At 48.0% G+C, this 25926-nt stretch carries 24 protein-coding genes; 4 read left to right on the forward strand and 20 right to left on the reverse strand.

The features are described from left to right. The 6 genes from HFN16_RS14490 to HFN16_RS14515 all read right to left on the reverse strand — a co-directional run bounded on the left by HFN16_RS14490 (position 1) and on the right by HFN16_RS14515 (position 4735). On the reverse strand, positions 1 to 1278 hold the full coding sequence (locus tag HFN16_RS14490; RefSeq protein ID WP_168891440.1) for a protein kinase: 1278 nt from the start codon (positions 1276 to 1278) through the stop codon (positions 1 to 3). Positions 1279 to 1466: 188 nt separating this feature from the next. Continuing rightward, positions 1467 to 1775 (reverse strand): hypothetical protein, encoded by a 309-nt coding sequence (locus tag HFN16_RS14495; RefSeq protein ID WP_247648347.1) that lies wholly within the window; start codon positions 1773 to 1775, stop codon positions 1467 to 1469. Between the two features lie 11 nt (positions 1776 to 1786). Continuing rightward, positions 1787 to 2392, reverse strand: a complete 606-nt coding sequence (locus tag HFN16_RS14500; RefSeq protein ID WP_168891441.1) for a hypothetical protein — start codon at positions 2390 to 2392, stop codon at positions 1787 to 1789. Next, positions 2389 to 2832: a universal stress protein gene (locus HFN16_RS14505; protein WP_168891442.1), complete on the reverse strand. Its 444-nt coding sequence runs from the start codon at positions 2830 to 2832 to the stop codon at positions 2389 to 2391. The genes HFN16_RS14500 and HFN16_RS14505 overlap by 4 nt, the downstream gene beginning before the upstream one ends. A 74-nt stretch (positions 2833 to 2906) precedes the next feature. After that, on the reverse strand, positions 2907 to 3080 hold the full coding sequence (locus tag HFN16_RS14510; RefSeq protein ID WP_168888743.1) for a hypothetical protein: 174 nt from the start codon (positions 3078 to 3080) through the stop codon (positions 2907 to 2909). Positions 3081 to 3094: 14 nt separating this feature from the next. Further along, on the reverse strand, positions 3095 to 4735 hold the full coding sequence (locus HFN16_RS14515; RefSeq protein WP_168891443.1) for a putative sulfate exporter family transporter: 1641 nt from the start codon (positions 4733 to 4735) through the stop codon (positions 3095 to 3097). 292 nt (positions 4736 to 5027) lie between these two features. Here HFN16_RS14515 and HFN16_RS14520 point away from each other — a divergent pair, with 292 nt between their 5' ends. Then, positions 5028 to 7460, forward strand: a complete 2433-nt coding sequence (locus HFN16_RS14520; protein ID WP_168891444.1) for a DUF3365 domain-containing protein — start codon at positions 5028 to 5030, stop codon at positions 7458 to 7460. After that, positions 7457 to 8851: a sigma-54 dependent transcriptional regulator gene (locus HFN16_RS14525; RefSeq protein ID WP_168891445.1), complete on the forward strand. Its 1395-nt coding sequence runs from the start codon at positions 7457 to 7459 to the stop codon at positions 8849 to 8851. Before HFN16_RS14520 ends, HFN16_RS14525 begins: the two co-directional genes overlap by 4 nt. A gap of 36 nt (positions 8852 to 8887) precedes the next feature. On the opposite strand, the gene hydF is transcribed toward HFN16_RS14525, so the two are convergent. From hydF to HFN16_RS14565, 8 genes are all read right to left on the reverse strand, one after another. Beyond that, complete coding sequence (gene hydF / locus HFN16_RS14530) at positions 8888 to 10093, reverse strand: [FeFe] hydrogenase H-cluster maturation GTPase HydF (protein ID WP_168891446.1); 1206 nt, start codon at positions 10091 to 10093, stop codon at positions 8888 to 8890. Next, positions 10093 to 11091, reverse strand: a complete 999-nt coding sequence (hydE, locus tag HFN16_RS14535; protein ID WP_168891447.1) for a [FeFe] hydrogenase H-cluster radical SAM maturase HydE — start codon at positions 11089 to 11091, stop codon at positions 10093 to 10095. Before hydE ends, hydF begins: the two co-directional genes overlap by 1 nt. Further along, the gene (locus tag HFN16_RS14540) at positions 11079 to 11663 is read right to left on the reverse strand and encodes a hypothetical protein (protein WP_168891448.1); all 585 of its coding nucleotides are present in this window, start codon (positions 11661 to 11663) and stop codon (positions 11079 to 11081) included. Before HFN16_RS14540 ends, hydE begins: the two co-directional genes overlap by 13 nt. Next, positions 11663 to 13096: an aspartate ammonia-lyase gene (locus tag HFN16_RS14545; RefSeq protein ID WP_168891449.1), complete on the reverse strand. Its 1434-nt coding sequence runs from the start codon at positions 13094 to 13096 to the stop codon at positions 11663 to 11665. Before HFN16_RS14545 ends, HFN16_RS14540 begins: the two co-directional genes overlap by 1 nt. A gap of 9 nt (positions 13097 to 13105) precedes the next feature. Continuing rightward, a complete protein-coding gene (gene hydG, locus HFN16_RS14550; RefSeq protein ID WP_168891450.1) occupies positions 13106 to 14530 on the reverse strand; it encodes a [FeFe] hydrogenase H-cluster radical SAM maturase HydG in 1425 nt (474 codons plus the stop codon). A gap of 11 nt (positions 14531 to 14541) precedes the next feature. Further along, positions 14542 to 14784: a TM1266 family iron-only hydrogenase system putative regulator gene (locus tag HFN16_RS14555; RefSeq protein ID WP_168891451.1), complete on the reverse strand. Its 243-nt coding sequence runs from the start codon at positions 14782 to 14784 to the stop codon at positions 14542 to 14544. A gap of 410 nt (positions 14785 to 15194) precedes the next feature. Then, positions 15195 to 15533, reverse strand: coding sequence for an iron hydrogenase small subunit (locus HFN16_RS14560; RefSeq protein ID WP_168891452.1), 339 nt, complete (start codon positions 15531 to 15533; stop codon positions 15195 to 15197). Positions 15534 to 15546: 13 nt separating this feature from the next. Then, complete coding sequence (locus HFN16_RS14565) at positions 15547 to 16803, reverse strand: [FeFe] hydrogenase, group A (protein WP_168891453.1); 1257 nt, start codon at positions 16801 to 16803, stop codon at positions 15547 to 15549. A gap of 514 nt (positions 16804 to 17317) precedes the next feature. Here HFN16_RS14565 and HFN16_RS14570 point away from each other — a divergent pair. After that, positions 17318 to 19321, forward strand: a complete 2004-nt coding sequence (locus HFN16_RS14570) for an FAD-dependent oxidoreductase (protein WP_168891454.1) — start codon at positions 17318 to 17320, stop codon at positions 19319 to 19321. Positions 19322 to 19341: 20 nt separating this feature from the next. Further along, on the forward strand, positions 19342 to 21195 hold the full coding sequence (locus HFN16_RS14575; protein ID WP_168891455.1) for a 2Fe-2S iron-sulfur cluster binding domain-containing protein: 1854 nt from the start codon (positions 19342 to 19344) through the stop codon (positions 21193 to 21195). An 81-nt stretch (positions 21196 to 21276) separates the two neighbouring features. Here HFN16_RS14575 and HFN16_RS14580 read toward each other — a convergent pair whose 3' ends face one another. From HFN16_RS14580 to HFN16_RS14605, 6 genes are all read right to left on the reverse strand, one after another. Beyond that, positions 21277 to 21582, reverse strand: a complete 306-nt coding sequence (locus tag HFN16_RS14580) for a hypothetical protein (protein WP_168891456.1) — start codon at positions 21580 to 21582, stop codon at positions 21277 to 21279. A 145-nt stretch (positions 21583 to 21727) separates the two neighbouring features. Then, positions 21728 to 22603: a F0F1 ATP synthase subunit gamma gene (locus HFN16_RS14585; protein ID WP_168891457.1), complete on the reverse strand. Its 876-nt coding sequence runs from the start codon at positions 22601 to 22603 to the stop codon at positions 21728 to 21730. A gap of 1 nt (position 22604) precedes the next feature. After that, positions 22605 to 24119: an alternate F1F0 ATPase, F1 subunit alpha gene (locus HFN16_RS14590; protein ID WP_168891458.1), complete on the reverse strand. Its 1515-nt coding sequence runs from the start codon at positions 24117 to 24119 to the stop codon at positions 22605 to 22607. Then, the gene (locus HFN16_RS14595; protein ID WP_168891459.1) at positions 24116 to 24859 is read right to left on the reverse strand and encodes a hypothetical protein; all 744 of its coding nucleotides are present in this window, start codon (positions 24857 to 24859) and stop codon (positions 24116 to 24118) included. Before HFN16_RS14595 ends, HFN16_RS14590 begins: the two co-directional genes overlap by 4 nt. Before the next feature lie 3 nt (positions 24860 to 24862). Next, positions 24863 to 25141, reverse strand: coding sequence for a F0F1 ATP synthase subunit C (locus HFN16_RS14600; RefSeq protein ID WP_168891460.1), 279 nt, complete (start codon positions 25139 to 25141; stop codon positions 24863 to 24865). A 1-nt stretch (position 25142) separates the two neighbouring features. After that, positions 25143 to 25826: a F0F1 ATP synthase subunit A gene (locus HFN16_RS14605; RefSeq protein ID WP_168891461.1), complete on the reverse strand. Its 684-nt coding sequence runs from the start codon at positions 25824 to 25826 to the stop codon at positions 25143 to 25145. Between the last annotated feature and the right edge of the window lie 100 nt (positions 25827 to 25926).

The following is a 25926-nucleotide window of genomic DNA, read 5'->3' on the forward strand; positions in this document are numbered from 1 at the left end:
TTAGGAAATAAGCCTGATCGGAACGTCTTCCAATGTCAATTGTGAGTGGAAATTATTATGAAAACACTTATGATTATGTGTGGTTTTTCCAATTAAAAGTATATCTGGGCCATACATTCTGACCAAGTTCACTGCAGTTTTTATTGGGTCGGTATTATCCAGAACACGGAGGCTCCATTGTAATCCGGCCTCTCTGCTTCTATGAAGTCCATGGCTAAGTTTGCGAAACAGATTGCCTTTGAATCTTTCCATGTGTCCGCTGGGTAAGTTGGATGGGATTAAGCCGACGAACATGAATAGAGAAGGGGTTCCTTTTGCCAACCGTATTGCCTCATTGAATAGATGGACTGCTCGACTATCGTCTTTGATGAAAACCATAACCTTTTGTCGAACTCTTTCAATCTTCGGTGAAGAGGGAAAATGTATGATTTCGTTCTCGTTCACTGATTGATCACCGAATTCAGACAGGACGGAAATGATATCATGAATGGTAGGGCGGTCTTCGGGAAGTGGAGCCAAACAGGCGTGAACCAAAGTGTTGACCTTGGTTGGACTATTCATTTTGGGCAGTTGTTTTGTGGGATGTATCAAGTTTGGGGCTATTTCTCGGAGCAAAGAGGTGATGGATGTGAATGGGGGCTTGCCTGAAATAGTATAATGAATAATGGCACCAAGAGCATACACGTCATCTGCTTGTGCATGATGTTGGCCACGTAGACCATTGGGAGACGTATAAACGCTATATTGGGGTGAGTAGTTCGAATCCGCCCATAGATCATCCCATTGCTCGCTTCGCGCTGATCCAAAGTCGGTTATTGTGACTGATTTGTTATTAATGGTGATTTTTTCAGGGGAAAGATTGCGGTGATATATTCCAGAACGATGAAGGCGAGCTATCAGATCTGCGAGTTGCGATAGTATCGTGAGTTTCGACGCCATGGATGGAGTCTTTTCATTGAGCCACTTATCTAGCGATATTTCATCATTGTACTGGAATATAAGCCCTCCTCGCCATTCTTTGTTTGGCCAAGTGTATCCATTCGTTGGCGGTAAAACAATGAAGCGCGATTCGTTTTGCCATCGCAGGAAGGCGTCAGTATCAATGCTGTAAAATTGTTTTAGCAGATACGGAGTCAGGTTTCTTATACCGAGATGATTGAGATTGTGGCGTCCTTGAGACAATTGCCGAGAGATGAGTATTCCATACAGGATGCGTCCTGGCTCAAGGGTAGCTGGTAGGCTTTGTCTTAAGGCGATGTTCTCTAAGGCGCTCCACATTGTGATCTCCAATTTCTTACGGAGCAGGGAACAAGCGGAGTGAGATACGCAGAATGAGGAGGCTCCGGGGAATTGCGTCTAGGTAAAGGGTAGCGCAACTTCCCCGGAGTGCCAACCTTCACGGGGTTTTCTTGCAGAAGAAAAGTGTTCCCGGAGCCAGATGGGGGCTCAGCCCCGGGAAGGATGGCCTAGAAGCCGGATTGACTCTGTACTTCCGGTTCTCGGTATTCGACGAAATCATTGCGTTTCCATGCTGCGTATAGAGCCGCGGCAAGAGTGGTTGCACAGAAGGTTCCAACGAGGACTGGCGAAGCCCAATCTATATCCAGCCACCAGTCTCCTGAAGATTCGTGGATTACACTCAGGAAGACTCCAGGCCAGTCGTTGGCGAGTCCAATGTATTGGTAAACCAGTGTGAAGCCGAAGGTGAGGTAGGTGATTGCTCCTAGGCCTACGAAAAAGTGTCGAAACATGTTTCTAAGAATCTTGGGGTCCATAATGGTCTCCTTTACCCTCCGTAGTAGAACCAGCCAACGCCGAGAATCAGGATGAGTAAACATTCGAGCACGGTGAGTTTGAGCATGAAACCACAAATACGGCGTTGGGTTGGGTTCATGGTCAACATGATCTTGTCCATGAAGAAGCGCCAGTAGCGGTGCTTGATAGTATTGGTTTCATACAGCCGGTAATATTCGCGTATACTGGGCAGCCAGTATTGCATGGTGCGGGCGGCGTCCTCCGGGGTGACCGGGGAATTGTCCTTCTCTTTGCTGAAGGAGAGGGCGGTGTTCTTTCCATCCTCGCAGGCGCGGGCTGAGATGGTCAGGCCTATTTCTGGGAAGTTTGCCTTAAAAGTCTCTCCGGAAAAAGCCATCAACGGCTTGGTGTTAAATTCAGACTCTACGAGGACGTCTTCTACCGGGAATCCGGAACCACTGTCCTTTTCGATGTGCCAATGCGGATTTAGCCGCATCAGGGTCTTGGACTTGAGGTTTTCCCAGAACTTGGGGTTCCAGGCCAGGCTTGTTTCCATCCAGACGTCGGGACGTGGAAGGTCTTCAACGGCTGCATGAGCACGGTCTCTACGATCGATTACTTCGGATGCTGTTGTCATGGGGCCACCACCAGAGGGCATGTGATCTGCGGATGCAGATGTTTGTTTTCAATGCGGTCCTTGAAGCCGGGGGCCTGGTTTTTCTGCCAAGCTCCCATGATCACTACGTCGGCTCCGACTTTTGCGGCAGCTTCAGCCAGCACGTCCTCGAGCTTTCCTCCCTTGCTGAGAAAGTCGACTTCTATGCCGATGAAATCCTTACGCACGCGGGACCATACTGCTTCGATCTCCTTAGCGATCTCACTCGCGACATAGGATCCGAAGTTGTTGCGCGTGGTGGAAGTGTTGAGCCAATCGTCACAGGTCATGTCTCCCCATGCTTCATTGATGATGGAGAGGACGGTGACCTTGGCACCGTATTGGTCGGCCCATTTGCGAGTAAGTACTTCTGCCTTGTGGGCTCCGGGCGTTCCGTGGGTGGCGAGTAGGATATGCTTCATGACGAAATTCTTCTTGTGTACCCGATGTGGGAGGGGACGCTAGGTCCCCTCCGTTGGGAGTTTTTATTATTAGTTTAGACCATCCACTTGGTGAACAGAAGCACCACGAAGACGACCACGAGGGCGAAGCTGAGGGCCGTGAGGTCCTCGTTCTTTTCCGAGTTGAAAACAGACAGGGCGCGCTCTTCGTTCTGAGACTGATCGTCCTGCTGAACATCGCATTTAACGTTATCGCTAGGCATAGACATATTTCATTTCTCCTTTAGTGAAGGACAACGTCCTTGACGAAGTACATGACGACGATGAAGGACAGGCTAGCCTTGGCAACACCGGAGATGCCACCCATGACGAGGGGCCAGCCGCCAGCCTGAGCGAGGGACTTACGAGTGATCTGCATTCCGAGTCCGATGAGGCCGTATGCGAAGAACCAGATCATGGCGTCAGTCAGGATAACCAGGGTCTTAGATTCCTTCTTGACCTGCTTGATGGCGTGCTTGACTGCACCCTTAACGTCCTTGGAAAGCGTCAGTTCGCCACCTTTGTCACGAGCGAGCATGGATTCGAGGCCACGCATGCGTTCACGAGCGGTTTCGTCGAATCTGGACTTGTTTTCACGATCCTCGAAGTTACCGGCGATCTGGTGCTGTTTGACCAGGTCGGAGAATGCAGCTTGTTCTTCTGCTTTCAGGCCCGGGATTCCAGTTTCGTGGGCTTTCTGGATGACAGTCAGCTCCTCGGGAGTGACTTCGGTACGCTGATTGTAGGTGAAGTCGAGGTATTTGCCCTTATAGTGGCTAGGCGGTGAGAAGAGGCCGAAGGAGGACAGCATGAAGAGCAGCAAGAAGCCGAGAATGAAGATGGGGAACTTGTCAATGACAACTTCCTTGAATGACAGCTTTTGACCGGTCTGCTTGCCGAACCAAGTGGCGAGTACCAAGACGATGACGGGCAGGAAGAGGACGCGGGTGATGTTGAAGATCTCACCGACCTTGAGGGTCTTGATGTCCACTGCGTTAAAGGCGAGACAGGCAGCGGCGACCTGGGCGGAGTTCAGGATGCCGGTACCGGCCCATGCGCCGAACTGGGTTGCGTTCATGCCGGCCAGCTTACCGATGGTCGGGAAAGCGAACATGCAGAGGATACCGAAACCGAGGATGGTACCGATGGTGTAAGCCATCTCGGAGCACTTAGCCTTTACGACCGGTGCACAGGCAACGGTTGCGGAAACACCGCAAACGCCCATGCCTGCGGACAGAACGCCGGTCATGGATTTGGGCTGTTTGAACATTTTTCCGAGGAACAGGACAAAGAACACGGTGCCAAGGACGAAGAAGCCGATCAGCCAGACGGAAACCATGCCCAGTTTGGCAAGCTCGGCGAAGGAGTAACGAGCACCCAGCAGGATAACACCGGTTTTCAGGATGAAACGTGCGGTCTTAACACCGGATGCGGCGAATTTGGGGATGCCCCAGGAGTTGGTGATGATGATACCGACGATGATACCGAGAACAACGTAGTTCAGGTTCAGGACCTTGTAGATCTTGAAACCGAGTACCGGTACCAGCGCCGAACTCATCATCTTGATTGCAGGTTCTGCGAACCAGCGGATGCCCATGGCCAGAGCCAGGATAAACAGGATCCCAGGAATTGTCTCCAGAACAAAGACATCAAGATTGGTCTGGGGTTTGTTCATGCGAGACTGGCGTAACAGTGCAGTAATAATTCCGAGACCACCGCCTGCAAAGCCGAGGATTTCCATTAGTCCGATAGCCTTGTGGACTTTGAAGGTGGTCAGAAGACCGGTCAGTGCGCCCGAGGATACGAGCACACCAAAGATCAGCAGTATTCCACTGATGATCCATGTGGGGGTATTGTCGGGACGTCCGACGTTAGCTTGAGCCATACCTAAACCTCTCCTTATTGGGTTTAATTTGTGTGCAGTACCCCCCTATAGGCAAGGCTTGTGCCAAAAACTAGATGGCTTTTAAGTTTCTGTTTTTATTTGTGTTCGTGCTTTTGTCTGTTCTCAGATATGCTAACTTGTGTTAGCAGTCGGCAGTCTTGAGTTTGCACTTTTATGACTATTTTACAGTGGGTTGTTAAAAAAATGAAAAGTGCGTTACGCTCAAGAACGTGTTGCCACCGGTTTGCGGTGGCGCGAACCGAGAACAAGGGCGAAATACCCGGAGTGATATATGGCTGCGTTCGGACCGAAGAATCTGCAGGCGAAGTTCCTGCTAGGGCTGGGGACTATTGTCCTCTTTCTAGGCGTATTCTTTGCGTCGAGCTTATATTTCCATCTCAGTTCACTGCTGGATTCGCAGGTAAAGGACAAGGCTGACTTGGTGTTTAGCCAAGTCTCTAGTGTACAACAGTATGTGCGCGAAGTGCTTCGTCCTAAAATGTACGAGGAACTTCCTGAAGATGAGTTCATTATCGAGGCTATGTCTTCTTCATATATATCTCGTGCAATAATGGATCGTCTTAATCTGGCTCACTCAGAATACTATTATCGTCGCGTGGCGGAGAATGCACGTAATCCTCTTTTCGAGGTTAACGAAAAAGAGAAAGAACTGTTAGATTACTTCCGTGCTCATCCAGGTGGCGAATCATGGGAAGGGTATCGTAAAGTTGAGGGCAAGGAATACTTTATTAAGGCTCGTCCGGTAGTTTTCGGCGCTTCTTGTCTTACCTGCCATGGAGTTCCTCAGGACTCTCCGCCTGTTCTACTTGACCGGTATGGTCGTGAGCGTGGATTCGGTCATAAGCTAGACGAAGTTGCCGGGCTGGTGGTGGTCGGCGTTCCTGTTGAAGGAGCTGTTGGTCAGATTCGTGATGCCACTGTGGGGTATGCTGCGCTATATGGTGGTGGCATGTTGTTGTTTTTTGCCTTGGTTCAGATGTTTTTTAATAAATTGATCATGACCAATCTTCGAAGGTTGACTCGAAAATTTCGCATGCTTTTCAAAGAAGACGCTGAGATAGGAGTATTAGAAAAACTGGAACATGGGGATGAGATTGAGGAAGTGGTTCAAGGCTTGGAAGAGCTTGGTGACCATGTTCATGAAATGCATCATCAACTTCGCCAGCATTCGGAAAATCTGGAACAAATGGTTGAAGTGCGTACAGGAGAACTACAACTTGAAGCAGAAGAACGACGCTCTGATGTCGGACTGTTTGTTCAACTACTTGATGGGTTAAATAAAAGTAATTCGCGTCGTGAAATGTGGCGATATGCTTTGCCATTAATTGTTAAACGTTTTCAGGCAAGAGAGAGCGGCTTTGTATGTATGCTCGCTTCTCAGACATTTTATACGTGGCCGGATGAAGGCTCTAAACCAACGTTGCCTGATAACTGGAAGGAAATTCTTACCGAATGCAGGCCCTATTATGAATCTGGTCGAGCATATATCCCGGTGGGGGCATCTGATGCTGCATCTGAAGGGATTCTATCGATCAGTTGGGATGAAGGGGCTCGTATAACCGAGCAGGATAGAAATGTACTTCGTGCCTTGGGGCAGCAGCTTGGCATTGCTATGGAAAATTTGACTGCTTTGCATAACTTGTTGCGTCAGAAAGATATGCTTCAGGCGATAGTCGAAGGGATTAGTGATCCTTTGTTTCTTATGGATGGGATGTGTAGTGTGGTGCTCGCAAATGAGGCTGCACGTGAATTGGCTAAGTCCTTTGGTGGTGCTTTGGATGAAGGTAAAGAATTGAGCCTGTTCAGAGAGAACGGCTTATTGGCCGATTGTCCAATACAAGTTGCCCTTGAACTCACAGAGCCAATGTCCCGTGATGTTGTGGTGGAGGATGGACGTTCTTTTGCCATTTCCGTTTTTCCTGTTGCCGAAGGAGAAGAACAGGAAGGGAGAGCTGTTGTTTACATTCGTGACGTAACACAGGAAAAACAGATGCTTTCCTCCATGCAGCAAAGTGAGAAACTTGCGACAGTCGGGCAGTTGGCAGCAGGACTTGCTCATGAAATTAATAATCCGTTGGGTGTAATCAAATGCTATGCAGAACTGTTGAAAGGAGCAGAGGCAGGACAAGAAATTGCTCCTGATGCAGAGATTATTATTAAGCACGCTTCTCAAGCAGAGAACGTGCTTCAGGAGCTGCTTAACTTTGCACGGCCAAAGCGTGTAGAGCCTGTTAGGCTTGATATCGGCAAAGCACTAACAGATGCAGTGAATATCTTCCGTGTTCAGGCTGAGAAAAAGGGCGTTGAGATCATTCCAGATGTTGCCGATTCTTTACCGCAGATAATTGCTAATGAACAATCAGTGGAACAGATATTCGCTAATTTGCTTAAAAATGCCTTAGACGCTGTGGAAGCAAGAATTGGCCGAATTGAAGTGTCAGCATCTATGGGGGATGAAGAGAGCGTGTTGTTAATTAAGGTTGCGGATAATGGGCCAGGAGTCGCCGAAGGAGATCGCAAGAAATTGTTTGATCCGTTTTTTTCGACCAAGGAAGTGGGTAAGGGGACCGGACTTGGCTTGGCAGTAGTCTACGGATTGGTTCAAGAGATGGGAGGCAGCATTGATGTTGAAGCAGACGATGGCGCAGTCTTTCTCATTCGATTGCCGGTGAATCGCGAGAGAAATGTCGGGGGTGGAAAATGAATCGATCAGTAGGCATTCTTCTTGTTGACGATGAAAAGGATTTTGCAGTTGGAATGGCTCGACTCATTGGACGTCAATACCCTGAGGAGCGTATTAAAGCTGTTCATTCAGGTGAAGAGGCCTTGGCTGAATTGCAACGGGATTATTATGGACTCATGCTCACCGATTTGAATATGCCAGGTATGGATGGGGTTTCTTTGCTTACAGCTGCAAAAGATGCTCATCCAGAGTTAAGCGTGGTCATGTTGACGGCATATGGAACAGTCGCAAAAGCAGTAGATGCCTTGAAAATTGGAGCTTACGATTTCCTTACCAAACCTGTAGAATCGGGTGAACTGTTTCAAGTTATTCAACGAGGTCTGGAACGGAGTTCGTTGTTGCGTGATAATGCTAGGTTGCAGGAAATGGTGGAGCAGTATTGTGGGCCCAATGAGTTAGTGGGGGATAGCTATGCAATAAGGCGTCTAAAGGATGGTGTGGCGGCTGTTGCAGAATCAGATTATACAGTGTTGATTCGTGGTGAATCAGGAACCGGTAAGGAATTAGTTGCTAGAACTATCCATAAAATGAGCAAGCGACGCAACAAGCCTATGCTTACGGTAAACTGCCCGGCCATTCCTGATCAGCTATTGGAGAGTGAACTTTTTGGTCATGTGAAAGGAGCTTTTACTGGAGCAGATCGTGATCGTAAGGGAATATTTGCATCTGCTAATGGTGGAACTTTGTTGCTTGATGAAATTGGTGATATCTCTCCGGGGATTCAGACAAAACTTCTGAGAGCTTTGCAAGAAGGGGAGATCCGACCTGTAGGCTCAAGCAAAACCATTCCAGTTGATGTCCGTATCCTTGCTTCCACCAATCAGCCATTGGAAGACAAAATTAAAGATAACAGTTTTCGTGAGGATTTGTATTATCGATTGAACGTCCTCAACCTTAATGTTCCTGCTTTGCGTGAGCGAAGTGAGGATATTGCCATGCTTACTCATCATTTCCTTGAAAGCGCTTGTGATGAGATGAAGATTTCACCCAAGGAAATCACTCCGGACGCGGTGGCTTGCTTGGTTGCTAAACCTTGGCCGGGTAATGTTCGAGAGTTGCAAAATTTTATTCGTAGGTTGGCTGTATTCTCTCCAAGTGACACCATTGAATTGGCGCATATCCGATTAGTAGAAGGTTTAGATGGTGTCCCTGAGAGCGGAGCACAAGGGCTTGCCCCCTATAAAGATGCGAAGGAAAAGGTTGTCGACGATTTTACTCGTGCCTATGTAGAAGAACTACTTACTCAAGCGCACGGCAATGTGTCTGAGGCCGCTCGTCGAAGTGGGCTTTCAAGGGTTGCTTTGCAAAAGATATTAAAGCGTTTGGAAATAGATGCAGTGATGTTTAAATAATGTAAGAAGGCCTTACGGATTCCGTAAGGCCTTTTTTTAGCTCAGATTGAAGGGCTTTAATACTCTATCCAAGACCCCTTGCAGTTTGGAAATAGCAACGCCGTAATTGGTGACTGGCACTCCCCGACGATTACATTCTTTGATTCTTCGTAGCATTTCCGTACGGTTGATCATGCAGGCTCCACAGTGGATTGCGAGTTTAAATCTCTCTAAGTCTTCTGGGAAATCATGGCCTGAGTAGAATTCGAAATTCAATTCTTTGCCTGTGTACTGGGATAGCCACCGTGGGATTTTTACTCGGCCAATATCATCGGCTACGGCATGATGAGAACATGCTTCACCCATTAGGATAGTGTCACCATCTTCCAATTGGTCAATGGCTTCAGCGCCTTCTACCAATCGCGTAAGATCACCCTTATAGCGGGCAAACAACGTGGAGAAAGTTGTGAGTGGGATGTCCTCAGGTACATCTCCAGCAACACTCATGACGACTTGGGAGTCTGTAATGACTAATGCTGGCTTGCGGTGAAGATTAGAAATGGCCTCGTCGATCTCACGCTCTTTGACCGTGATACCAATGGCGTCACAGTCAAGAATTTCACGGAGTACCTGCACCTGAGGTAGGATAAGGCGTCCCTTCGGGGCAGCCAAGTCGATGGGAACTACACAGACAACCCAGTCCCCTTCGCTAATAAGATCTCCAGCAAGAACAGGGGCGCGTTTGATCTCGGGGGGGGCGATGTCAATGATAGCTTCTTTTACGTCATTTACTCCCACCAACTCTTTTGCTGATGTAATAATGTGACGGATGCCGTTTTCTGTGCAAAAGGCAATATCTGAGGCCTTGGGGGATGTTAAATCGCATTTGTTGAAGACAATGAGGAAAGGGATTTCCAGTTCATAGATTTCGTTGATTATATCTTTCTCATAGTCGGTTATACCTTGGTCTGAGACAACGACTACAGCTACATCGGAACGCCAGAGTATTCGGCGGGTAGCTTTAATGCGTAATTCACCCAACTCTCCCTCGTCATCAAGCCCAGCCGTATCGTAAAAAGTGACTGGACCTAGAGGCAGTAGCTCGTACTGCTTTGCAACAGGGTCAGTGGTAGTGCCAGGATGGTCAGATACAATGGCAATTTCTTGTTCGGTGATGGCGTTTATTAGCGAGGATTTGCCTGCGTTGCGTCGACCGGCTAGTGCGATGACAAGACGCACACCTCGAGGGGCTTTGGTGCTCATTATTTGATCCTTTTGGAAAATCCTTTGGAGGATGACGGCACAAGGCCAAGTGATTCAATCGTATTGCGTGCGGCGGCGAGCGATGCCGTCGCTGTAGCATGTGTTCGGTTTTTACCTGGGTAAATGTTATAGTCTCGGCGATGCTCCTCAGGTGTCATGGAGGGCATTAATACATTACAACCACGTAACAGAGCTTCTCCTTGGCTTTCATGACGTAATGCTGTCAAAGCTGAAGTTGCTGGTATATTAGAGCCAGGATTTAGCAGGCGTAGCAGAGCGGTTACACGGTGAGATAGGCTGATGCTTCCAGGATTATCGTTGGCGAACGGTGTCAGCGGATTCGGAACGAAGGGGCCAGCCGCAATCATGTCCAAATCGAGATTTGATAAAAAGAGAATATCGTTCAACGTGGTTTCTACGTTCATGCCTGGGAGGCCTACGATAATACCGGAGCCCACTTCATACCCCTGCTTGCGTAAGGCATCCACTCGCTCCAGCCGTTGAGAAAAGGATTCGCCCATACGATATTGAGCGTAAAGATCAGAGTCCGTGGTTTCTAGTTTCACCAAGCAGCGATCAGCGCCACAATCTTTCCAATAAGCGTATTCGTCTATCCCTCGATCCCCCACGGATAGAGTAATGGCGACATCGTGGCGCTCTCGAATTCTTTTAACCAATTCACCAATATCCTCGGTCGTGTATCGAAAATCGTCACCGGATTGCAAAACAATGGTTCCCACTTCGTTTTGCGTTGCGATTTCTGCCGCGTCCAACATGGTCTCAATAGGCATGCGGTAGCGGGCGACTTCTTTGTTTGGTGAACGTAATCCACAATATTGGCAACGTTTATTGCAATGGTTAGAAAATTCGATGACAGCACGGATGAATATGTCGTTACCGAAGACACGTTTCTTCTCAGCGGCAGCTAGAGCGAAAAGTGCCTCATCGTTTCGGCCTTCAAGATATGCCTGAATATCATTGCGGCTTAAATGATGCATTGATGCACCTCACACTTCATTGCGTTGAGGCATTCGCAGATGAGTCTGTATGCTGCGACTTCGGTATCTGTGGCATATGTAGGCGTAACTCCTTGTTGCCTCCACTCAAGCAAAGCTTTCACATCGGTCTGAACACATCCCCAAAAACCTTGTGGAGCGAAGATGCCGCAATGGGCGTATTGTCCGAAGACGATTGTATTGTCCACTATGATAATGGGCTGGCATGGCAACGCAGTCAGGGGGTGAACGAATACTTTTGTCGGACAGGCTATCTGCAGCTTTTCTAAAAAGTCATCTGAGGCTTGGATTTCTCTTAATTTCTGTTCTTCCGACGCTCCATTTCTCAATGTATTGAGAAAATCTGATCGCCAAGACTGTGTACCGCTTTTAGTTAAAGCTATGATATCGAGGCGTGCGAAGGAATCTTTACTTAAAGCTTTGGCCAAAGCTCTTCTGTGAGGCTTTGATTGAGCGAAGGGGCCATAAATAGCAGCATGCAATATGATGCGTTTTGATGCGTTACCGAATAGTTCCGGCAGATTGAAGGAAGCAAGTCCTGCGGTGAGTTTCATTAGTTGCTTATCTCGTCAAATTCATTAGGCGTGAAGCCAAGTTTGCAAAGGCGTTTAGGTGACAGTAGTTCATCGATAATTTCTTGGGAGGCGATGCCCTGATGAACTATTTCTTCGCGGATTGTGCGTTGGGATTTATGAGCGGTTGCAACTAACTCTTCTACCTTGGCATATCCAAGAACAGGTACGAGAACTGTTGCTAAGGTATTACTTCTTTCAACATGATTGAGACAGCGCATTCGGTTCGCTGTGATCCCAGGGATGCAGTGGGTAGATATACCTTCTGTGGCATTAATGAGTAAGGTGAGCGATTCCAGCATGGTATGCGCTAAAAGGGGCATGAGATGGTTGAGTTCCAATTGCCCCATACCAGCAGCAATGGCTATTGTTTGATCATTTCCCATTACCTGAAGGGATGCTTGAGTGACGGCTTCAGGCATAACCGGATTCACTTTACCTGCCATAATTGAAGAGCCTGTTTGAAGAGGGGGCAGGGTTATTTCACCGAAACCGGTGGCTGGACCACTAGAAAGGAGTCGAAGATCGGAAGTGAGTTTCATCAAATTGGACGCGTATGCCTTGAGCATGCCTGAGACTTCTACCAGAGAGTCCATGTTTTGAGTTGCATCAACTAAGTTCTCTGCGCGAGAAACGGGCAAACCACAGATGTGGCGCAAATTCTCTGTGACTTTGAGGACGTAGTCGCGTGGAGCGCCAAGCCCGGTGCCTATAGCTGTGCCACCGAGATTGACTTTTTTGATGCGTTCTCTGCTCTTGAATATACGCCAACGGTCTCGGGCAGCCCCGTCTGCAAATGCGCCGAAGGTCATGCCCAAAGTCATGGGAACAGCGTCTGTTAGTTCTGTACGTCCTACTTTCGTCACGTCGCGGAACTCGTGCTCCTTGGCTTGGAGAACTTCTTGGAGTTTGGAAACTTTGCTTTCCAATTCCGTGAGGAGAGATAGGCACGCAACTTTCAAAGCCGTGGGGTACACGTCATTCGTAGATTGGTGCATGTTAACATGATGGATGGGGTGGACCTTTTCGTATTCTCCGAGGTTGCCGCCGAGAATCTCTTCTGCCCGATTGGCGATAACCTCATTGAAGTTCATATTGGTGGATGTCCCTGCGCCACCCTGGAAAGCGTCTACTACAATTTGATCATGCAGTTTTCCGTTTTCCATTTCGCGACAGGCCTTAATAATGGCATTGCTCTCGGCATCATTCAGATAACCTAGGGAAGAGTTAGTCGCTGCGCATGCTTGTTTTACTTGCGCGAATGCTTTGATGAATGGGAAGCGGAGGCTATATCCCGAAAAGGGAAAGTTTCGTATCGCCCGCAGGGTGTGAATACCGAAGTAAGACCCTGCGGGGATATCCAATTCGCCTAGCGCGTCGCGTTCGCGGCGTGTGTGGGCGTCGTGTGTAGTCATGGTCTTGTCCTAGATGTACAAGTCTCGTTCGCCTGCTTCCATTCGGGCTAGACGGTCCATGAGTATCTTTTTTCTCTTTGGATCGTCGTAGGCCTCTACTTCGCGTTGAATCAGGGCGTTACCTGCTGCCTTTGTTTCATCGGATGCGTAGTCTTCAAGGTATTCCTTGAAGGTTAATAATCCGTTAGGAAGACAAAACTCCTGAATGAAACCCGTCTTAGCAAGTTCCATGAAGTGTTCGCCAGTGCGCCCCATACGGTAGCAAGCAGTACACCAGGAAGGCACGTAGCCGTGTTCCCCCGCGATAGAGAGAATGATCTCGTCAAGACTACGGTTGTCACCGATACAGAACTGCTGAACATCAGGACGATCGTACTCTGGATCGCTGTATGCACCTGGATATGTGCGAGATCCAGCCGAGATCTGAGAAACGCCCACCTCAATGAGTTCGCGGCGAAATTCTGCATTTTCGCGGGTGGTCAGAATAAGTCCAGTGTATGGTACCGCTATACGTAGGGCAGCGACGATTTTTTTGAAGTCGTGCTTGGAGGTCGGGTGGGGTGGATTAAAAGCAATTTCTGCTCCAAGCGCCGGTTCAAGGCGTGGGAAAGAAATCGTGTGGGGACCGACGCCGTAATCGCGTTCCAATTGTTTTGCGTGATGGAGCAGGCCGAGGACCTCAAAGGTCGGATCATAAAGTCCGAAGAGTGCTCCCATGCCAACGTCATCAATGCCTGCCTCCATGGCTCGATGCATTGCGTGGAGACGCCACAGGTAATCCGTTTTGCGACCGCCCGTGTGCAGCTTTTCGTATGTCTCACGATGGTATGTTTCGTGAAAACACTGATAGGTGCCAATACCTACTTCGTGGATTTTGCGGAATCCTGCTACGTCCAGCGGTGCACAGTTGATGTTAACCCTTCGAATTTCACCACTTTTGTCAGTGGTGACAGAGTATACGTCACGTACAGTCTGAGCAATCCAGTCTGCATCGTACTTGGGGTGTTCACCGTATACGAGCAGAAGGCGCTTATGTCCTTGATTCTCTAGTACCTCGACTTCGGCGCGGATTTCATCACTGTTGAGTGTGCGGCGTTCCAAATCCCGATTCTTCGCATTGAAACCGCAGTATTCACATTGGTTGCCACATTCATTTGTAATATAAAGAGGGGCAAAAAGAACGAGTCGGTTGCCATAGATGCCCTGTTTGATGGACATGGCCGTCTCAAAAATCGCTTCATCAAGTTCGGGGTCGGTATTCTTGAGCAGAACGGCAGTTTCAAAAGGAGAAAGGCCGTTACGTTCAAGACCTTTGTTGAGAACTTCGCGAACTAGGTTAGGGCTGGGGTTTTCAGCCTTGGCAATCTCTTCGAAAATCAATTCTTCATCAATGAAATTTGTCAGTCCCTGACTAAGTGTGCTGTTTTTCTTCATGGTTGTCTCCGTTAAGCAAGAAGTGATTTTACTTTGACGCCGTTAAGCATACCGAGTTTGCCAGTCATTGCGCCGAGTTCGTCAGTCGTAGCTTCAATGATCAGACTAATGCAGTTGACCTCTTTTTCACGGAAAGGGATGCCCATTCTGCCAACTACAATATCAGAGTTCTCACCGAGAATTTTATTGACCGCTGGTGCGGATTCGTTCCTGTCTTGAATGAAGATGCCGATGATGCCGAGTCGTTTGTCCATGCGTTTTCCCTTTATTTGGTCGAAGGTCCATAAAGATGAAAAAGCCCGGGGTAGCACTCCCCGGGCTATCTACGTGTGGGAACACAAGGCAGGAACCCTCGACAAATGGTGAATCCTGAAAATGCAGGCTGTCTCAAGCGGGCTTCCACCCTGGGGTTAGGCGAACCCTTCCCGCAGGTAGATAACTCCGAATATACGGAGGTGTTCTGAAGACTGGGTATATGTGAATACTTTCGCATGATCAAGAAAAAAGTAGCATGTTTTGCATACTAAATTAGAAAAAGTATCACAAAAGGGGTGATGTACTGAAATGCTGGGAGATAATGTGCCGCTAGAAGCGGAGAGGGGGAGAGTCTTCCGGCCCTTGGATCAGAATGGCATCCTTGCCGCAGGTCGGAGTGTATATTTAATTAGAGAGCAAGCTCAACGCCCTTGGCCTTGAGTGCTTCCAGCTTCTTGCTGCGATCCACATAGTGGGTGTGCAGAAGATGATGAGACTCATGACCGCAGGGGCCTTCATGCAGGAAACCGTCTTTGTGGTCGTAAATTTTCTTGACCATAGGGTTGTCCTGGGACTTGCGAAGCTTGTAGATTTTGGGGTTGGCGTCGGCTGCGTAGACGGACTGTTGGCGCTGAGCCACAAATTCCATGGCGGCAGCAACTGCCTCTTTGGTGACGTTGAAACCGAGGACGGCATAACCAGCCATCACTGCGCCTGCTTTCAAGAAGTTACGTCTGTTGAATTTCATCTCTCATTCCTCCTTAAGCGGTGGGCTTGCGGGTTCTGAAGCGACGGTTGATCTTGGCGACCGTGCTACGGAAGCGGGAGGCCTGGATTTCCGGATCGAGAGGCTGACCACCACCGTTAACGCAACCGCCAGGGCAGGTCATGATTTCGATAAAGTGGTAGGGAGACTTGCCGGCACGAACTTCGTCGCACAGCTTTGCTGCGTTCTGCAGGCCACTGGCGACAGCGATTTTCACAGTGCCGAAGTTGGGCACTTCTACGTCAGCAGTCTTGATGCCTTCATGTGCACGAACAACCTTGATATCTGGGTTTGCAAGTTTGGTGTTGGAGAGTTCCTCGTACGCGAGGCGAAGAGCTGCTTCCATTACGCCGCCGCTAGTACCAAAGATGGTAGCTGCACCGGTGGATTCACCAAGAACAGGATCAGGATTCTCATCCTTCAGTCCATTGAACTCGATACCGGCCTTCTTGATCATGTATGCCAATTCACGAGTGTTGATGGTGGCATCAATGTCGCGATGACCGCTCTGGTTCATCTCAGGACGCAAGCCTTCGTACTTCTTGGCGACGCAAGGCATGATGGAGACTGTGTAGATCTTCTTGGCGTCGGTCTTGGTCTCTTTAGCGCCGTAAGTCTTGGCAAGTGTGCCCAGCATAGCCACGGGGGATTTGCAGGTGGACAGATTCGGAAGCAGGTCCGGGTAGTAAGACTCAACGAACTTGATCCATCCCGGGCAGCAAGAAGTGAACTGGGGCAGAGGGTGTTTGCCCTTGCCGCCTTCCTTGACGCGGGTAAGAAGTTCGGTGCCTTCTTCCATGATGGTCACGTCTGCAGCGTACTCGGTGTCCCAGATGTAGTCGAAGCCAAGTTTGCGAAGGGCTGCGTGCATCTTACCGCCGACATAGGTGCCTGTGGGGGCACCAAAGCATTCGCCCAGACCGTAACGAACGGCTGGAGCAGGCATAGATACCACGACTGTGTTGGGATCCTTCAGTTTTTCGAAAAGCTCGTCAACATAGGATACGCCTTCGTAGATTGCGCCGACCGGGCAGTTTGCCAGGCACTGACCGCAATTTACGCAGGCAGCCGTGTCGATGACTCCGTGGATGTCATCATCATTGATGGGTTGGATTGCCCCGGTGGGACAGGCCGAATTACATTCACCGCAGCCTTCACACTTGTCTGCATCGACCTGAACGAAAAAGATCTCGTCCGGATCTACGCCTTTGGGTGCGTTGCTTTGGTAGCTGATGCCTTCGATCTCAAGCATAGTTTCCTCCTTGCTCGGGTTGATTGAAGACTGGCCGATCATAAAAAATATGATTGGCTCTATAACCTCAAACAATATCTTTCGTGTTGTTACGAAAGATTAAAATGTAACACGAATTAGCTATTAATCTAAAAAACGTGTCTTAGCAAGGGGGTGACGTGAAACAGTAAATGATCTTCAGTCGTATTAAAAATGTATATATTATAAAGAAATACCCACGGCATGGCACAGCAGTGGGTTATGTTGTTTTGTTGATCAACTTCCGTGCCTTTTTGATGGTTGTCCTAAAAGGATATCCATCATTCCCCCCTTAAAAAGATCTAAGAAGTTGCTACTATGTGAAAAAAAGGGTAATGTCGAGAATTTTGTCTGAATTGTATGATTTTAATGGGGTTTTATTAGTTAGAAAATTGTGTGTCATGTTAATAGAATGCGTTCTTCCTTCCATTCTCGAAGCAGATCATGTATGCCCTTGCGACCATCAAAGACTACGTAATTTTTTAGGGGAGAATCAATGGCACGAGTTGTTTATGGTGTATGGGGCGGAGAGATCACTGATAATCGCGGTAAAAACCTCTTTGAGATTGAAGAAAATCCAGAGTTTGCTGAGTTTGATGCATTTAATCAGGGCAACCCGATCAACACATTTGTTGGGGATCGGGGTTTTTTCGTGTTTTCTCCTGATGCAAGTCTTCTCGACGCTTTATGGCTGTATATGGACAAAGCTGCGGAAGAGTCTTGTGGCAAATGTACTCCATGTCGCATGGGGACCCGCCTGATTAGGGACAGGTTGGCTGGATTGCGCTCAGAGGATATGCAGATCGATGATACAAATGCTGTATTGGACGAGGTCGAGATGCTTGCTAATCACGTACATAATACGTCTATGTGTGGTCTCGGGCAGTCCTGTACAAATGCCCTGCTAGCTGCATTGACGCATTTTCGCGATCAGTTGGAGCAAAATAGATATCTGCTACCGGCCAAGCATACCATGACATATGTAACGTCGCCGTGCATCGAAGCATGCCCTGCCAAAGTGAATGTGCCTCGTTATATCGACTATATTAAGGATGGTAAGCCTTCTCATTCGTTGGGTGTTATCCTTCAGAAATATCCTATGGCTGCTACTTGTGGTCGTGTTTGCGTTCGATTTTGTGAGATGGCCTGTCAGCGTTCCATGGTGGACGAGCCGGTGGGAATCAAGACCCTAAAGCGTTTCGTGGCAGATCATGAGCAGGTAATGAATGATGACCTTTTTTCAAAAGAGCTGATCCCTGAACATCAGCCGGACGATCTCAAAGTCGCTGTCGTGGGTGCTGGGCCCGCAGGTGTCAGTTGCGCTTATCATTTGTTGCTTAAGGGATATGCTGTGGATGTGTTTGAGGCTATGGGTGAAGCTGGTGGTATGGCTTCAATCGGTATCCCCAGTTATCGTTTGCCAAAAGACGTCTTGAAGTCAGAAACAGATATTATTGAACGTCTTGGTGGCAGGTTCATCTATAATCAAAAACTTGGGCGTGATTTTGATGTAAATGAACTCTTTGAGCGTGGTTATAAATCAGTATTTTTGGCTCTTGGTTGTTCCGAAGGCCGCTTAATGAATGTTGATGGTGAAGACGTTTCTCTTGTTGGGTATGAACCTGGAATCGAATTTTTGCTCCGTGTTCATGACCACGTTGAGGGAGGAGGGGACATGGAACTCTCTGGTGACGTGGTCATCGTCGGCGGTGGAAATGTCGCCATGGACTGCGCTCGCTCTGCTTTGCGTATGGGGGCTGAGAATGTTCATCTGGTCTATCGTCGTACCATGGAAGATATGCCTGCGGATCATGAGGAAATAGAGGCTGCCGAAAAGGAAGGGGTGCAATTCCATTTTCTGACCAATCCTACCCGAATATTGTCCAAAGATGGAAACGTTACTGGTGTTGAACTTGTTGAAATGATTCAGACTGAGTCGAATCAAAGCGGGCGTCGAGGGGTGGAAGCGAAATCTGGAACAGAATATGTCCTAACTGCTAGTACCGTGGTTCCGGCAATAGGTCAGCGGGTTGCAGGAGATTGTTTTAAATCTAATGATGGTGTGAAGATAAATAAGTGGGGCTGTATTGATGTGGATGGCTCTAACTTGGCTACCTCTCGCCCAGGAGTGTTTGCTGGTGGTGACTGCCAACTAGGCCCTTCCACTTTGATTCATGCCATGGCGCATGGTCTTAAAGCCTCTCGCTCTATTGATGACTACCTACAACTGGGTAGAATCCGCTTCTTCCCCAGAAGTCGTATGCGCCAGATCATTAATAAATACAAAACAATGACCGACGAGTGGCTTGGGACTCCCGTTCAGCATCTCTACCGTGTTCCCATACAGGAAATGGATCCGGAAGTGCGGAAGACTTTGTTTAACGAGGTAGAGCAGACGATTACTCCCGAGGAAGCGTACCATGAGGCTGGACGATGTTTGCGTTGTTATCGTCTTTACGCACTAGTCACTGAGTATCCTATTCCTGAAGGCTGCGCCTAAACCAGCAAAGTGAGTCGATCATGTACGCATATATCAATGGAAAAAAAATATCACTGGAAGTGAACGAAACGATTCTCGAAGCTGCACGCCGAAGTGGGCATTATATCCCAACCTTATGCGAATTGGCGGATATTGATCATAAGCCAGGCACTTGTCGTGTCTGTTTGGTAGAGATTCGTTATGACGGCAAGGAAGAAGGCAGTATAGTTACAGCCTGTAATACACCAATTCTTGAAGGGATGGAGGTATTCACTCGAACTCGTCAAGTGAGAGAAATGCAGCGCCTTCAGGTAGAGTTGCTTTTGGCTGATCACGATCAGGAATGCGCTACCTGTGTTCGTCACGGCAGTTGTGAAGTGCAAGATGTCGCTCAGTTCGTAGGACTTCAAAAGTCCCGGTACTATGAGCCGGAAAATGCTGATCGAGAAGTGGATGAAACAGCCCCAGGCTTTGTTCGAGATATGGGTAAGTGCATTCGTTGCTATCGTTGCGTCAAAATCTGTCGAGATGGACAGGGGGTAGACGCATTAGTCATGGCTGGACGCGGTACTGGAGCTGGGGTCGGAGTACGTCAAGGTATGACCCAAGGATCAAGTGAATGTGTTAGCTGTGGGCAATGTGTATTGGTATGTCCGACTGGTGCTCTGGGAGAGAAAGACGAGACCGAAACAGTTGTTGATTATCTCTATGATCCAGATGTGGTCACTGTGTTTCAATTTGCTCCTGCAATTCGTGTGGGATTCGGGGAGGAATTTGGTCTCCCGGCTGGCACCAATGTGGAAGGGCAAGTAATTTCTGCAATTCGTGCCATTGGTGCGGATGTTGTGCTGGATACTAATTTTGCTGCTGATATTGTCATCATGGAAGAGGGCACCGAGCTTTTAAAGAAGCATGGCGAAGGCAATAAACCGCTATTCACATCCTGTTGTCCTGCATGGATCAATTTTGCAGAGAAGCACTATCCACAAATCCTGCCTCATCTGTCATCAACCCGTTCGCCGCAGCAGTGCTTTGGTTCTATCGCTAAAACTTACTTGCCCGAGAAGATGGATATCGATCCGTCAAAGGTGCGTGTGATCTCCATCATGCCTTGCATTGCCAAGAAAGATGAGGCTGGGCGTGGTATGTTCAAGAAGGATGGCATGAGGGATGTAGACGTCGTTCTTACGATTCGTGAGTTTGCCCGTCTTCTTAAGCGTGAGGGTATTGATCTCAAGTCATTGGAACCGTCAACTTTCGACAACCCTTATATGGGAGCATATTCTGGTGCTGGGGCAATTTTTGCCACGACTGGTGGTGTAATGGAAGCGGCTGTTCGTACAATGTATTATGCGGTAAATGATAAGGAGCTTGAAGAGATAGAGGTGGAAGCATTACGAGGCTTTGAAGGCGTTCGCTCTGCGAAGGTGGACCTCGGCGGTAATATTGGAGAGGTGAAACTCGCTATGTGCCATGGTCTCAAAGGTGTGCGCGCTGTTGTCGAGGATGTGCTGGCGGGACGTTCAGACTTTGATTTCATCGAGGTCATGGCTTGTCCCGGGGGCTGTGTTGACGGCGGTGGGCATCTTCGTTCCAAAAAAGCATATCTTCCCTTTGCGCTCAAGCGACGTGATACCTTGTACAAAATAGATAAGAAATCTCAGTACCGTCAGTCTCACAATAACCCATTAGTACAGAAGCTCTATGATGACTTTCTTGAACGGCCTTTGTCACAGAAGTCTCATGAATTGCTTCACACTCACTATATTGGTCGCCAACAGAAAATGAAGCAGACAATACGTGATATATGGAAGGATATTACCATGTCCACGTTGGTACACAGTGAATTCGATAACATCGATGAGACTGCTGCTTGCAAGTCAGATATCCTATAAGCAACAGTAATCAAGAAAAATGAAAAGGCCTTACGGTTAACCGTAAGGCCTTTTGGCTCATGTACAAGAGAGCAAATGCTATTATTGTTTAATCGTCCCTATCTCTGTTTCATAAGTCATTTGTGGGTGGGGTGGCTGAGTTGGTAATGTCCCAAACCCTTTTTCGACCATCCCAAGTTCTCGAATAATGAGGGAAACATTTTGCAGTATTTGTCTCAAATGATCACTAGAAAGGGGCTTGTAGATATCGTCTACATTAGTTCTTATGCGTTCAGCCTCTTTGAGGAGATGTTCTATTGCCCTTTCAAAGGCGTTCTGCGTGTTTAAAGTTTTGATCACAAGGTCGTCGATGATTTCAATTGCTTGTTTTGCACTGGGATTATTCATGGAATGATTTGCCCTCCAATTCAGTGTTTTGGAATCTATAAGCAAATTTCAAACCTTGGTATGATAATAAATGTTAATTGCTTGTCTGGATTTGTTTAGTTTTCTTGTCAAATAAAGAGTTAGGACGTGGGGAGTAAACCTTACCTTAAAAAGGGCTGGTCATGGCCTCGGCTCCACCGATAATATCGAGTAGCTCATCGGTGATAGCTGTCTGGCGGGTCTGAAGAAATTCTCCTCGGAGTCCGATTTGCATTTCTTCAATATTTTTTTCTGCTGCTTGCATAGCGGCAAGGCGGGCGGCGTTTTCTGCTGCCATAGAGCGAGCTAGAGAACCATAGAGTGACACGAACATGTGTTGTTCAAAAAGATTGGCAAACAAGATGTCTGTGGGGAGATTTGTTTGAGGTAGACATCTGTTAGGCCATGGTATAGCTGTAATTTCTTCTTCCCACTGTCGATCAAGCGGCAGGACTCGTCGATGCATTGAGCCATATCCTTCCAATTTGTTTTGAGCGTTGTGTACAACGTAGAATTGGCCCCGGGCGTGTTTGTACCATTCAGCCATATGGCGCATTATGTCCCCGATTAAGTGATCGAGTCCACCAAGGGTGCCGGGCACCTGAAAGTGATGTTGGGCAGTGTAGCCTTCGCTTTTGAGACCTGCATTCATCCGGTCGCCCACGGTCCAGAATGCTACTTCAAATCCCGCAGATTGAGCTTCATTTCCTAGCCTCAGTGCAGCTTGGATGGATAGTTCGTTAAATTGACCACACATGCCTTGATCTGTTCCGATAGCAAGTATGACGGTATGGGAATCTCGGCTTTGGGGAAGTATAATACCTTCTGATTGAAACAATACAATCCATGCCTTTTCAACGACATCGGCGTATTCGGTTAGGGAAAGAGCTGCCTGTTCGAAATGGCGGATGTTTACAGCGGCAAGACTCTTCATAGTTTTGACCACACTGAGTAGGTCGCTAGTCGTTTTGATTCTTTTTTTGAGAATGTCGAGGGATTGCATGCTATTCTATATCCTCCACGATTCCTTCGATATCTCTATTGATATCTGCCCAGATAGCGTCATCCGGCTGCGAGCTTGCCAGGAAGTCGAGGCTGCCATGTTTTGATTCTAATTTAGCTAGAAGTACCTTTTCAGCTTTATGGATATCTGAAGTCAGAATTGTGTCAAAATGTCCGCTGGTGACAGCAAGAAGCACAGCTGCTTGTTGCCCAGCAGTGAGTGGCGAAAAACGATTCTGTTTGAGAATCTCTCTGACTCGGTGACCATGGTCTAGCTTCGCGCGTGTTTCCGTATCCAGTCGTGTGCCAAACCGAGCAAAGGCTTCTAGTTCTTGAAATTGAGAGTAGGTTAAGCGGAGATCTGCAGCCACTTTACGGTAGGCTTCCATTTGGGCGCGTCCCCCCACGCGGGAGACGGATGTCCCAACATCCACGGCAGGCAAAATGCCTTTTTGAAATAAGTCGGGGTTGAGATAGATTTGACCGTCAGTAATGGAAATTAGGTTTGTTGGAATATAGGCGGATATGTTCTGTGCTTCTGTTTCGATAATAGGAAGTGCAGTGAGAGTCCCGCCGCCATATTCGGGCTTTAGTCTGGTGGACCGCTCCAGCAGACGAGAATGTATATAGAATATGTCGCTTGGAAACGCTTCACGCCCTGGCGGACGACGAAGAAGTAATGAGAGTTGTCGGTATGCTTGAGCGTGACGTGTCAGGTCATCATATACGATTAAAACATCTTTCCCTTTGTGCATGAAGTATTCGCCCATGGTCGTGGCTGCGTATGGAGCTATAAACTGCAATCCTGGGGGAGAGTCGCCTTCCACTACGACAGCTAGGGTGTAGTCCATAGCTCCACGCTTGCGTAGTTCTGCCATTGCCCTCGCTACGCTTGAGGCTCTTTGCCCAATGGCGCAGTAAATACAGATAACATCTTTGTTTTTTTGATTGACGATCGTGTCTAAAGCAATAGCCGTTTTGCCTGTTTGGCGGTCTCCTAAGATCAGTTCCCTTTGTCCCCGTCCTATTGGAATGAGAGTATCAATAACTTTAATACCTGTTTGAAGAGGTGTATTTACTGGAGCACGATGTAGGATGGGTGGGGCTTCGCGTTCAACAGGCATGCTTTCACTCATGGTGGGTGGTCCAATCCCGTCTAGCGGTATCCCTAGTGGATTTATTATACGTCCGATGAGATTGTCGCCAACTGGAACTTTCAAGACGTTGTGGGTGCGAACAACTTCGTCCTCTACGCTGAGGGATTCACTGTGTCCGAGTAAAGCGATACCTACGGTGTCGGGTAGGATGTCTAGAGCTACACCAGGTACTTTACCTCCGATCAGTAGCAATTCCTCGGCCTGGACCGAACGCATTCCTTCGGCCATGGCAACGCCCTGGATTACGGAAGTGAGACGTCCGATCTCCTCGGGTTCGAGATCAGGATGTACCTTGTTGATGCCTTGCTCCATGGAATCGACGACCTGTTCTATGGTTGATTCGAGAAATCCCTTGCTCATAGCTCCGCCTTTGTCTTGGGTAATTCTTCGAAGATCGCCCTTTCCATTTCATCTAGATAGCTGATTAAGTTCCATTCCCATTTGACGTCACCCACCAGCATGGTAATGCCGAATCCGAGGGTTGTGTCTACGGTAGTCTTAACTTCGGCGGATTTTGGGTTGAGGTTGAATAATCTTTCCTTGATTCTAGCTATGGCTTCCTCGTATAATGGGAAGCCAGTACGGATTGTTACCGGACCGCATATGTCCGATATCCTAGAGGAGTTTGGGAGGCTGTTGAAGAATCTAAGTATCGCAATGGAGTTCAAGTCTTCATCGGCTAAGTCTCGCAACACTTTATTTGTCGTTTGGATGATCTTCTCAGCCATGCGTGCTCGAAGCAATTCGGAAAGTTTAGCCTGTTCATGCTCTAAGGCTTTTTGCCATTCAAGATGTCGTGTTTTTATTTCTTTTTTTGTTTCATTAAGCAAATTGATACGTTCCTGCTCCACGTCGTTGCGCATCTGCGTTAACATTGCTTCGCTTTTTTGCATCAGTTCGTCATGCTTTAGCGATAATTCTTGTTCTCTAAGTTCCGCTTCTGTGCGCATCGCCTCAGCCGCTGCATGTTCGTTCGCAAGCTGCTGCTGTCGTTTCTTCATCCCTTCAATGATGGGGCCATATAGGAAACGTTTGAGCAACCATGCCAGGATTAGGAAATTGATTCCTTGGGCGATAACAGTGAACCAGTCGATTAGCACGGGCTATCCTCCGGCCTTGTCCAAGAAATAGTTCCAGAATGGGTTGGCAAATAATAAAATCATGGCCAGCACGAAGCTATATATGGCTGTGGATTCAACCATGGCCATGCCTACAAACATGAATTTGACGATTGTATTGGTCTCATCTGGTTGTTGAGCAATGGAGGAAAGGCCGCGGGATAGGGCCATACCTTCGCCTATAGCTGGGCCAATGGCCCCTAATCCCATGCAGATTCCCGCGCCGATGACAGAGCCAATAGCGACTAAACCGAGGGTGTCCATATTATGTCTCCTTTGGTTGTTCGTGAGCTTGCAATCCCGAAGCAATGAAAACCGCTGCCAGGACCGCAAAGATATATGCTTGGACTACGCCGATGAGTAATCCTAGAAGCTGCATGATCACGGGTAAAAAGAGTGGGGCAAGAATCAGTAATATGGCTCCCATCATTGAGCCGCTCATTATGTTGCCGAAAAGACGTACGGCTAAGGCAAAGGTACGAGTTACTTCGCCCAGTATGTTGAACGGGAGCATAAAGGGAGTAGGTTGTAGGTACCCTTTTAGGTACTTTCTAAGGCCGTACTTGCGGATACCGTAGTAGGGGACAGCAAAAAAGACTATAAGCGCTAGAGCTGAAGTTGAGGAAAGTGAGCCTGTTGGGGGTTTAAACCCTGGTACCACCGACAGAAGATTAGATACTAGGATGAAAAGAAAAAGGGTGCCGAGCAATGGCATGAATTGTTCAGGTTCCTGTCGGGTGGCTTCTCGAATTTGTTCCAGTAGTCCATCCACTAGGATTTCCAACAAATTCTGGAGTTGTCGCATTTGGGGCGAGATGGTCAGGCTGCGTGTCACAGACCAAGAAATGATTACAACCAACGCCATGATTAGCCAAGTGAACACGATGGTTGCATTCATATTGACAATTCCCCATCGGGCATAAATGATGGCGTCTGGTGTGATGTGCATGTTATCTCCCCAAATGAGTATTTATGCCAGTCAGTTTAGGTATTAAAATCATGCGCATGACATAGAACCCAGTGCAGGTTGCGATGGTCGTGAGTGCCCC

The sequence above is a fragment of the Pseudodesulfovibrio sp. zrk46 genome (genome assembly GCF_012516435.1).
GTDB lineage: Bacteria > Desulfobacterota > Desulfovibrionia > Desulfovibrionales > Desulfovibrionaceae > Pseudodesulfovibrio.

What these genes read in the sequence shown, in the direction of transcription:
- HFN16_RS14510 (WP_168888743.1), bottom strand. Translation starts at nt 3,080, where the DNA reads ATGTCTATGCCTAGCGATAACGTTAAATGCGATGTTCAGCAGGACGAT.
- HFN16_RS14575 (WP_168891455.1), top strand. Translation starts at nt 19,342, where the DNA reads ATGTACGCATATATCAATGGAAAAAAAATATCACTGGAAGTGAACGAA.
- hydF (WP_168891446.1), bottom strand. Translation starts at nt 10,093, where the DNA reads ATGAGCACCAAAGCCCCTCGAGGTGTGCGTCTTGTCATCGCACTAGCC.
- HFN16_RS14555 (WP_168891451.1), bottom strand. Translation starts at nt 14,784, where the DNA reads ATGGACAAACGACTCGGCATCATCGGCATCTTCATTCAAGACAGGAAC.
- HFN16_RS14545 (WP_168891449.1), bottom strand. Translation starts at nt 13,096, where the DNA reads ATGACTACACACGACGCCCACACACGCCGCGAACGCGACGCGCTAGGC.
- HFN16_RS14540 (WP_168891448.1), bottom strand. Translation starts at nt 11,663, where the DNA reads ATGAAACTCACCGCAGGACTTGCTTCCTTCAATCTGCCGGAACTATTC.
- HFN16_RS14495 (WP_247648347.1), bottom strand. Translation starts at nt 1,775, where the DNA reads ATGGACCCCAAGATTCTTAGAAACATGTTTCGACACTTTTTCGTAGGC.
- HFN16_RS14590 (WP_168891458.1), bottom strand. Translation starts at nt 24,119, where the DNA reads ATGAGCAAGGGATTTCTCGAATCAACCATAGAACAGGTCGTCGATTCC.
- HFN16_RS14580 (WP_168891456.1), bottom strand. Translation starts at nt 21,582, where the DNA reads ATGAATAATCCCAGTGCAAAACAAGCAATTGAAATCATCGACGACCTT.
- HFN16_RS14605 (WP_168891461.1), bottom strand. Translation starts at nt 25,826, where the DNA reads ATGCACATCACACCAGACGCCATCATTTATGCCCGATGGGGAATTGTC.
- HFN16_RS14505 (WP_168891442.1), bottom strand. Translation starts at nt 2,832, where the DNA reads ATGAAGCATATCCTACTCGCCACCCACGGAACGCCCGGAGCCCACAAG.
- HFN16_RS14570 (WP_168891454.1), top strand. Translation starts at nt 17,318, where the DNA reads ATGGCACGAGTTGTTTATGGTGTATGGGGCGGAGAGATCACTGATAAT.
- HFN16_RS14525 (WP_168891445.1), top strand. Translation starts at nt 7,457, where the DNA reads ATGAATCGATCAGTAGGCATTCTTCTTGTTGACGATGAAAAGGATTTT.
- hydE (WP_168891447.1), bottom strand. Translation starts at nt 11,091, where the DNA reads ATGCATCATTTAAGCCGCAATGATATTCAGGCATATCTTGAAGGCCGA.
- HFN16_RS14520 (WP_168891444.1), top strand. Translation starts at nt 5,028, where the DNA reads ATGGCTGCGTTCGGACCGAAGAATCTGCAGGCGAAGTTCCTGCTAGGG.
- HFN16_RS14565 (WP_168891453.1), bottom strand. Translation starts at nt 16,803, where the DNA reads ATGCTTGAGATCGAAGGCATCAGCTACCAAAGCAACGCACCCAAAGGC.
- HFN16_RS14515 (WP_168891443.1), bottom strand. Translation starts at nt 4,735, where the DNA reads ATGGCTCAAGCTAACGTCGGACGTCCCGACAATACCCCCACATGGATC.
- HFN16_RS14600 (WP_168891460.1), bottom strand. Translation starts at nt 25,141, where the DNA reads ATGGACACCCTCGGTTTAGTCGCTATTGGCTCTGTCATCGGCGCGGGA.
- HFN16_RS14560 (WP_168891452.1), bottom strand. Translation starts at nt 15,533, where the DNA reads ATGAAATTCAACAGACGTAACTTCTTGAAAGCAGGCGCAGTGATGGCT.
- HFN16_RS14585 (WP_168891457.1), bottom strand. Translation starts at nt 22,603, where the DNA reads ATGCAATCCCTCGACATTCTCAAAAAAAGAATCAAAACGACTAGCGAC.
- hydG (WP_168891450.1), bottom strand. Translation starts at nt 14,530, where the DNA reads ATGAAGAAAAACAGCACACTTAGTCAGGGACTGACAAATTTCATTGAT.
- HFN16_RS14500 (WP_168891441.1), bottom strand. Translation starts at nt 2,392, where the DNA reads ATGACAACAGCATCCGAAGTAATCGATCGTAGAGACCGTGCTCATGCA.
- HFN16_RS14490 (WP_168891440.1), bottom strand. Translation starts at nt 1,278, where the DNA reads ATGTGGAGCGCCTTAGAGAACATCGCCTTAAGACAAAGCCTACCAGCT.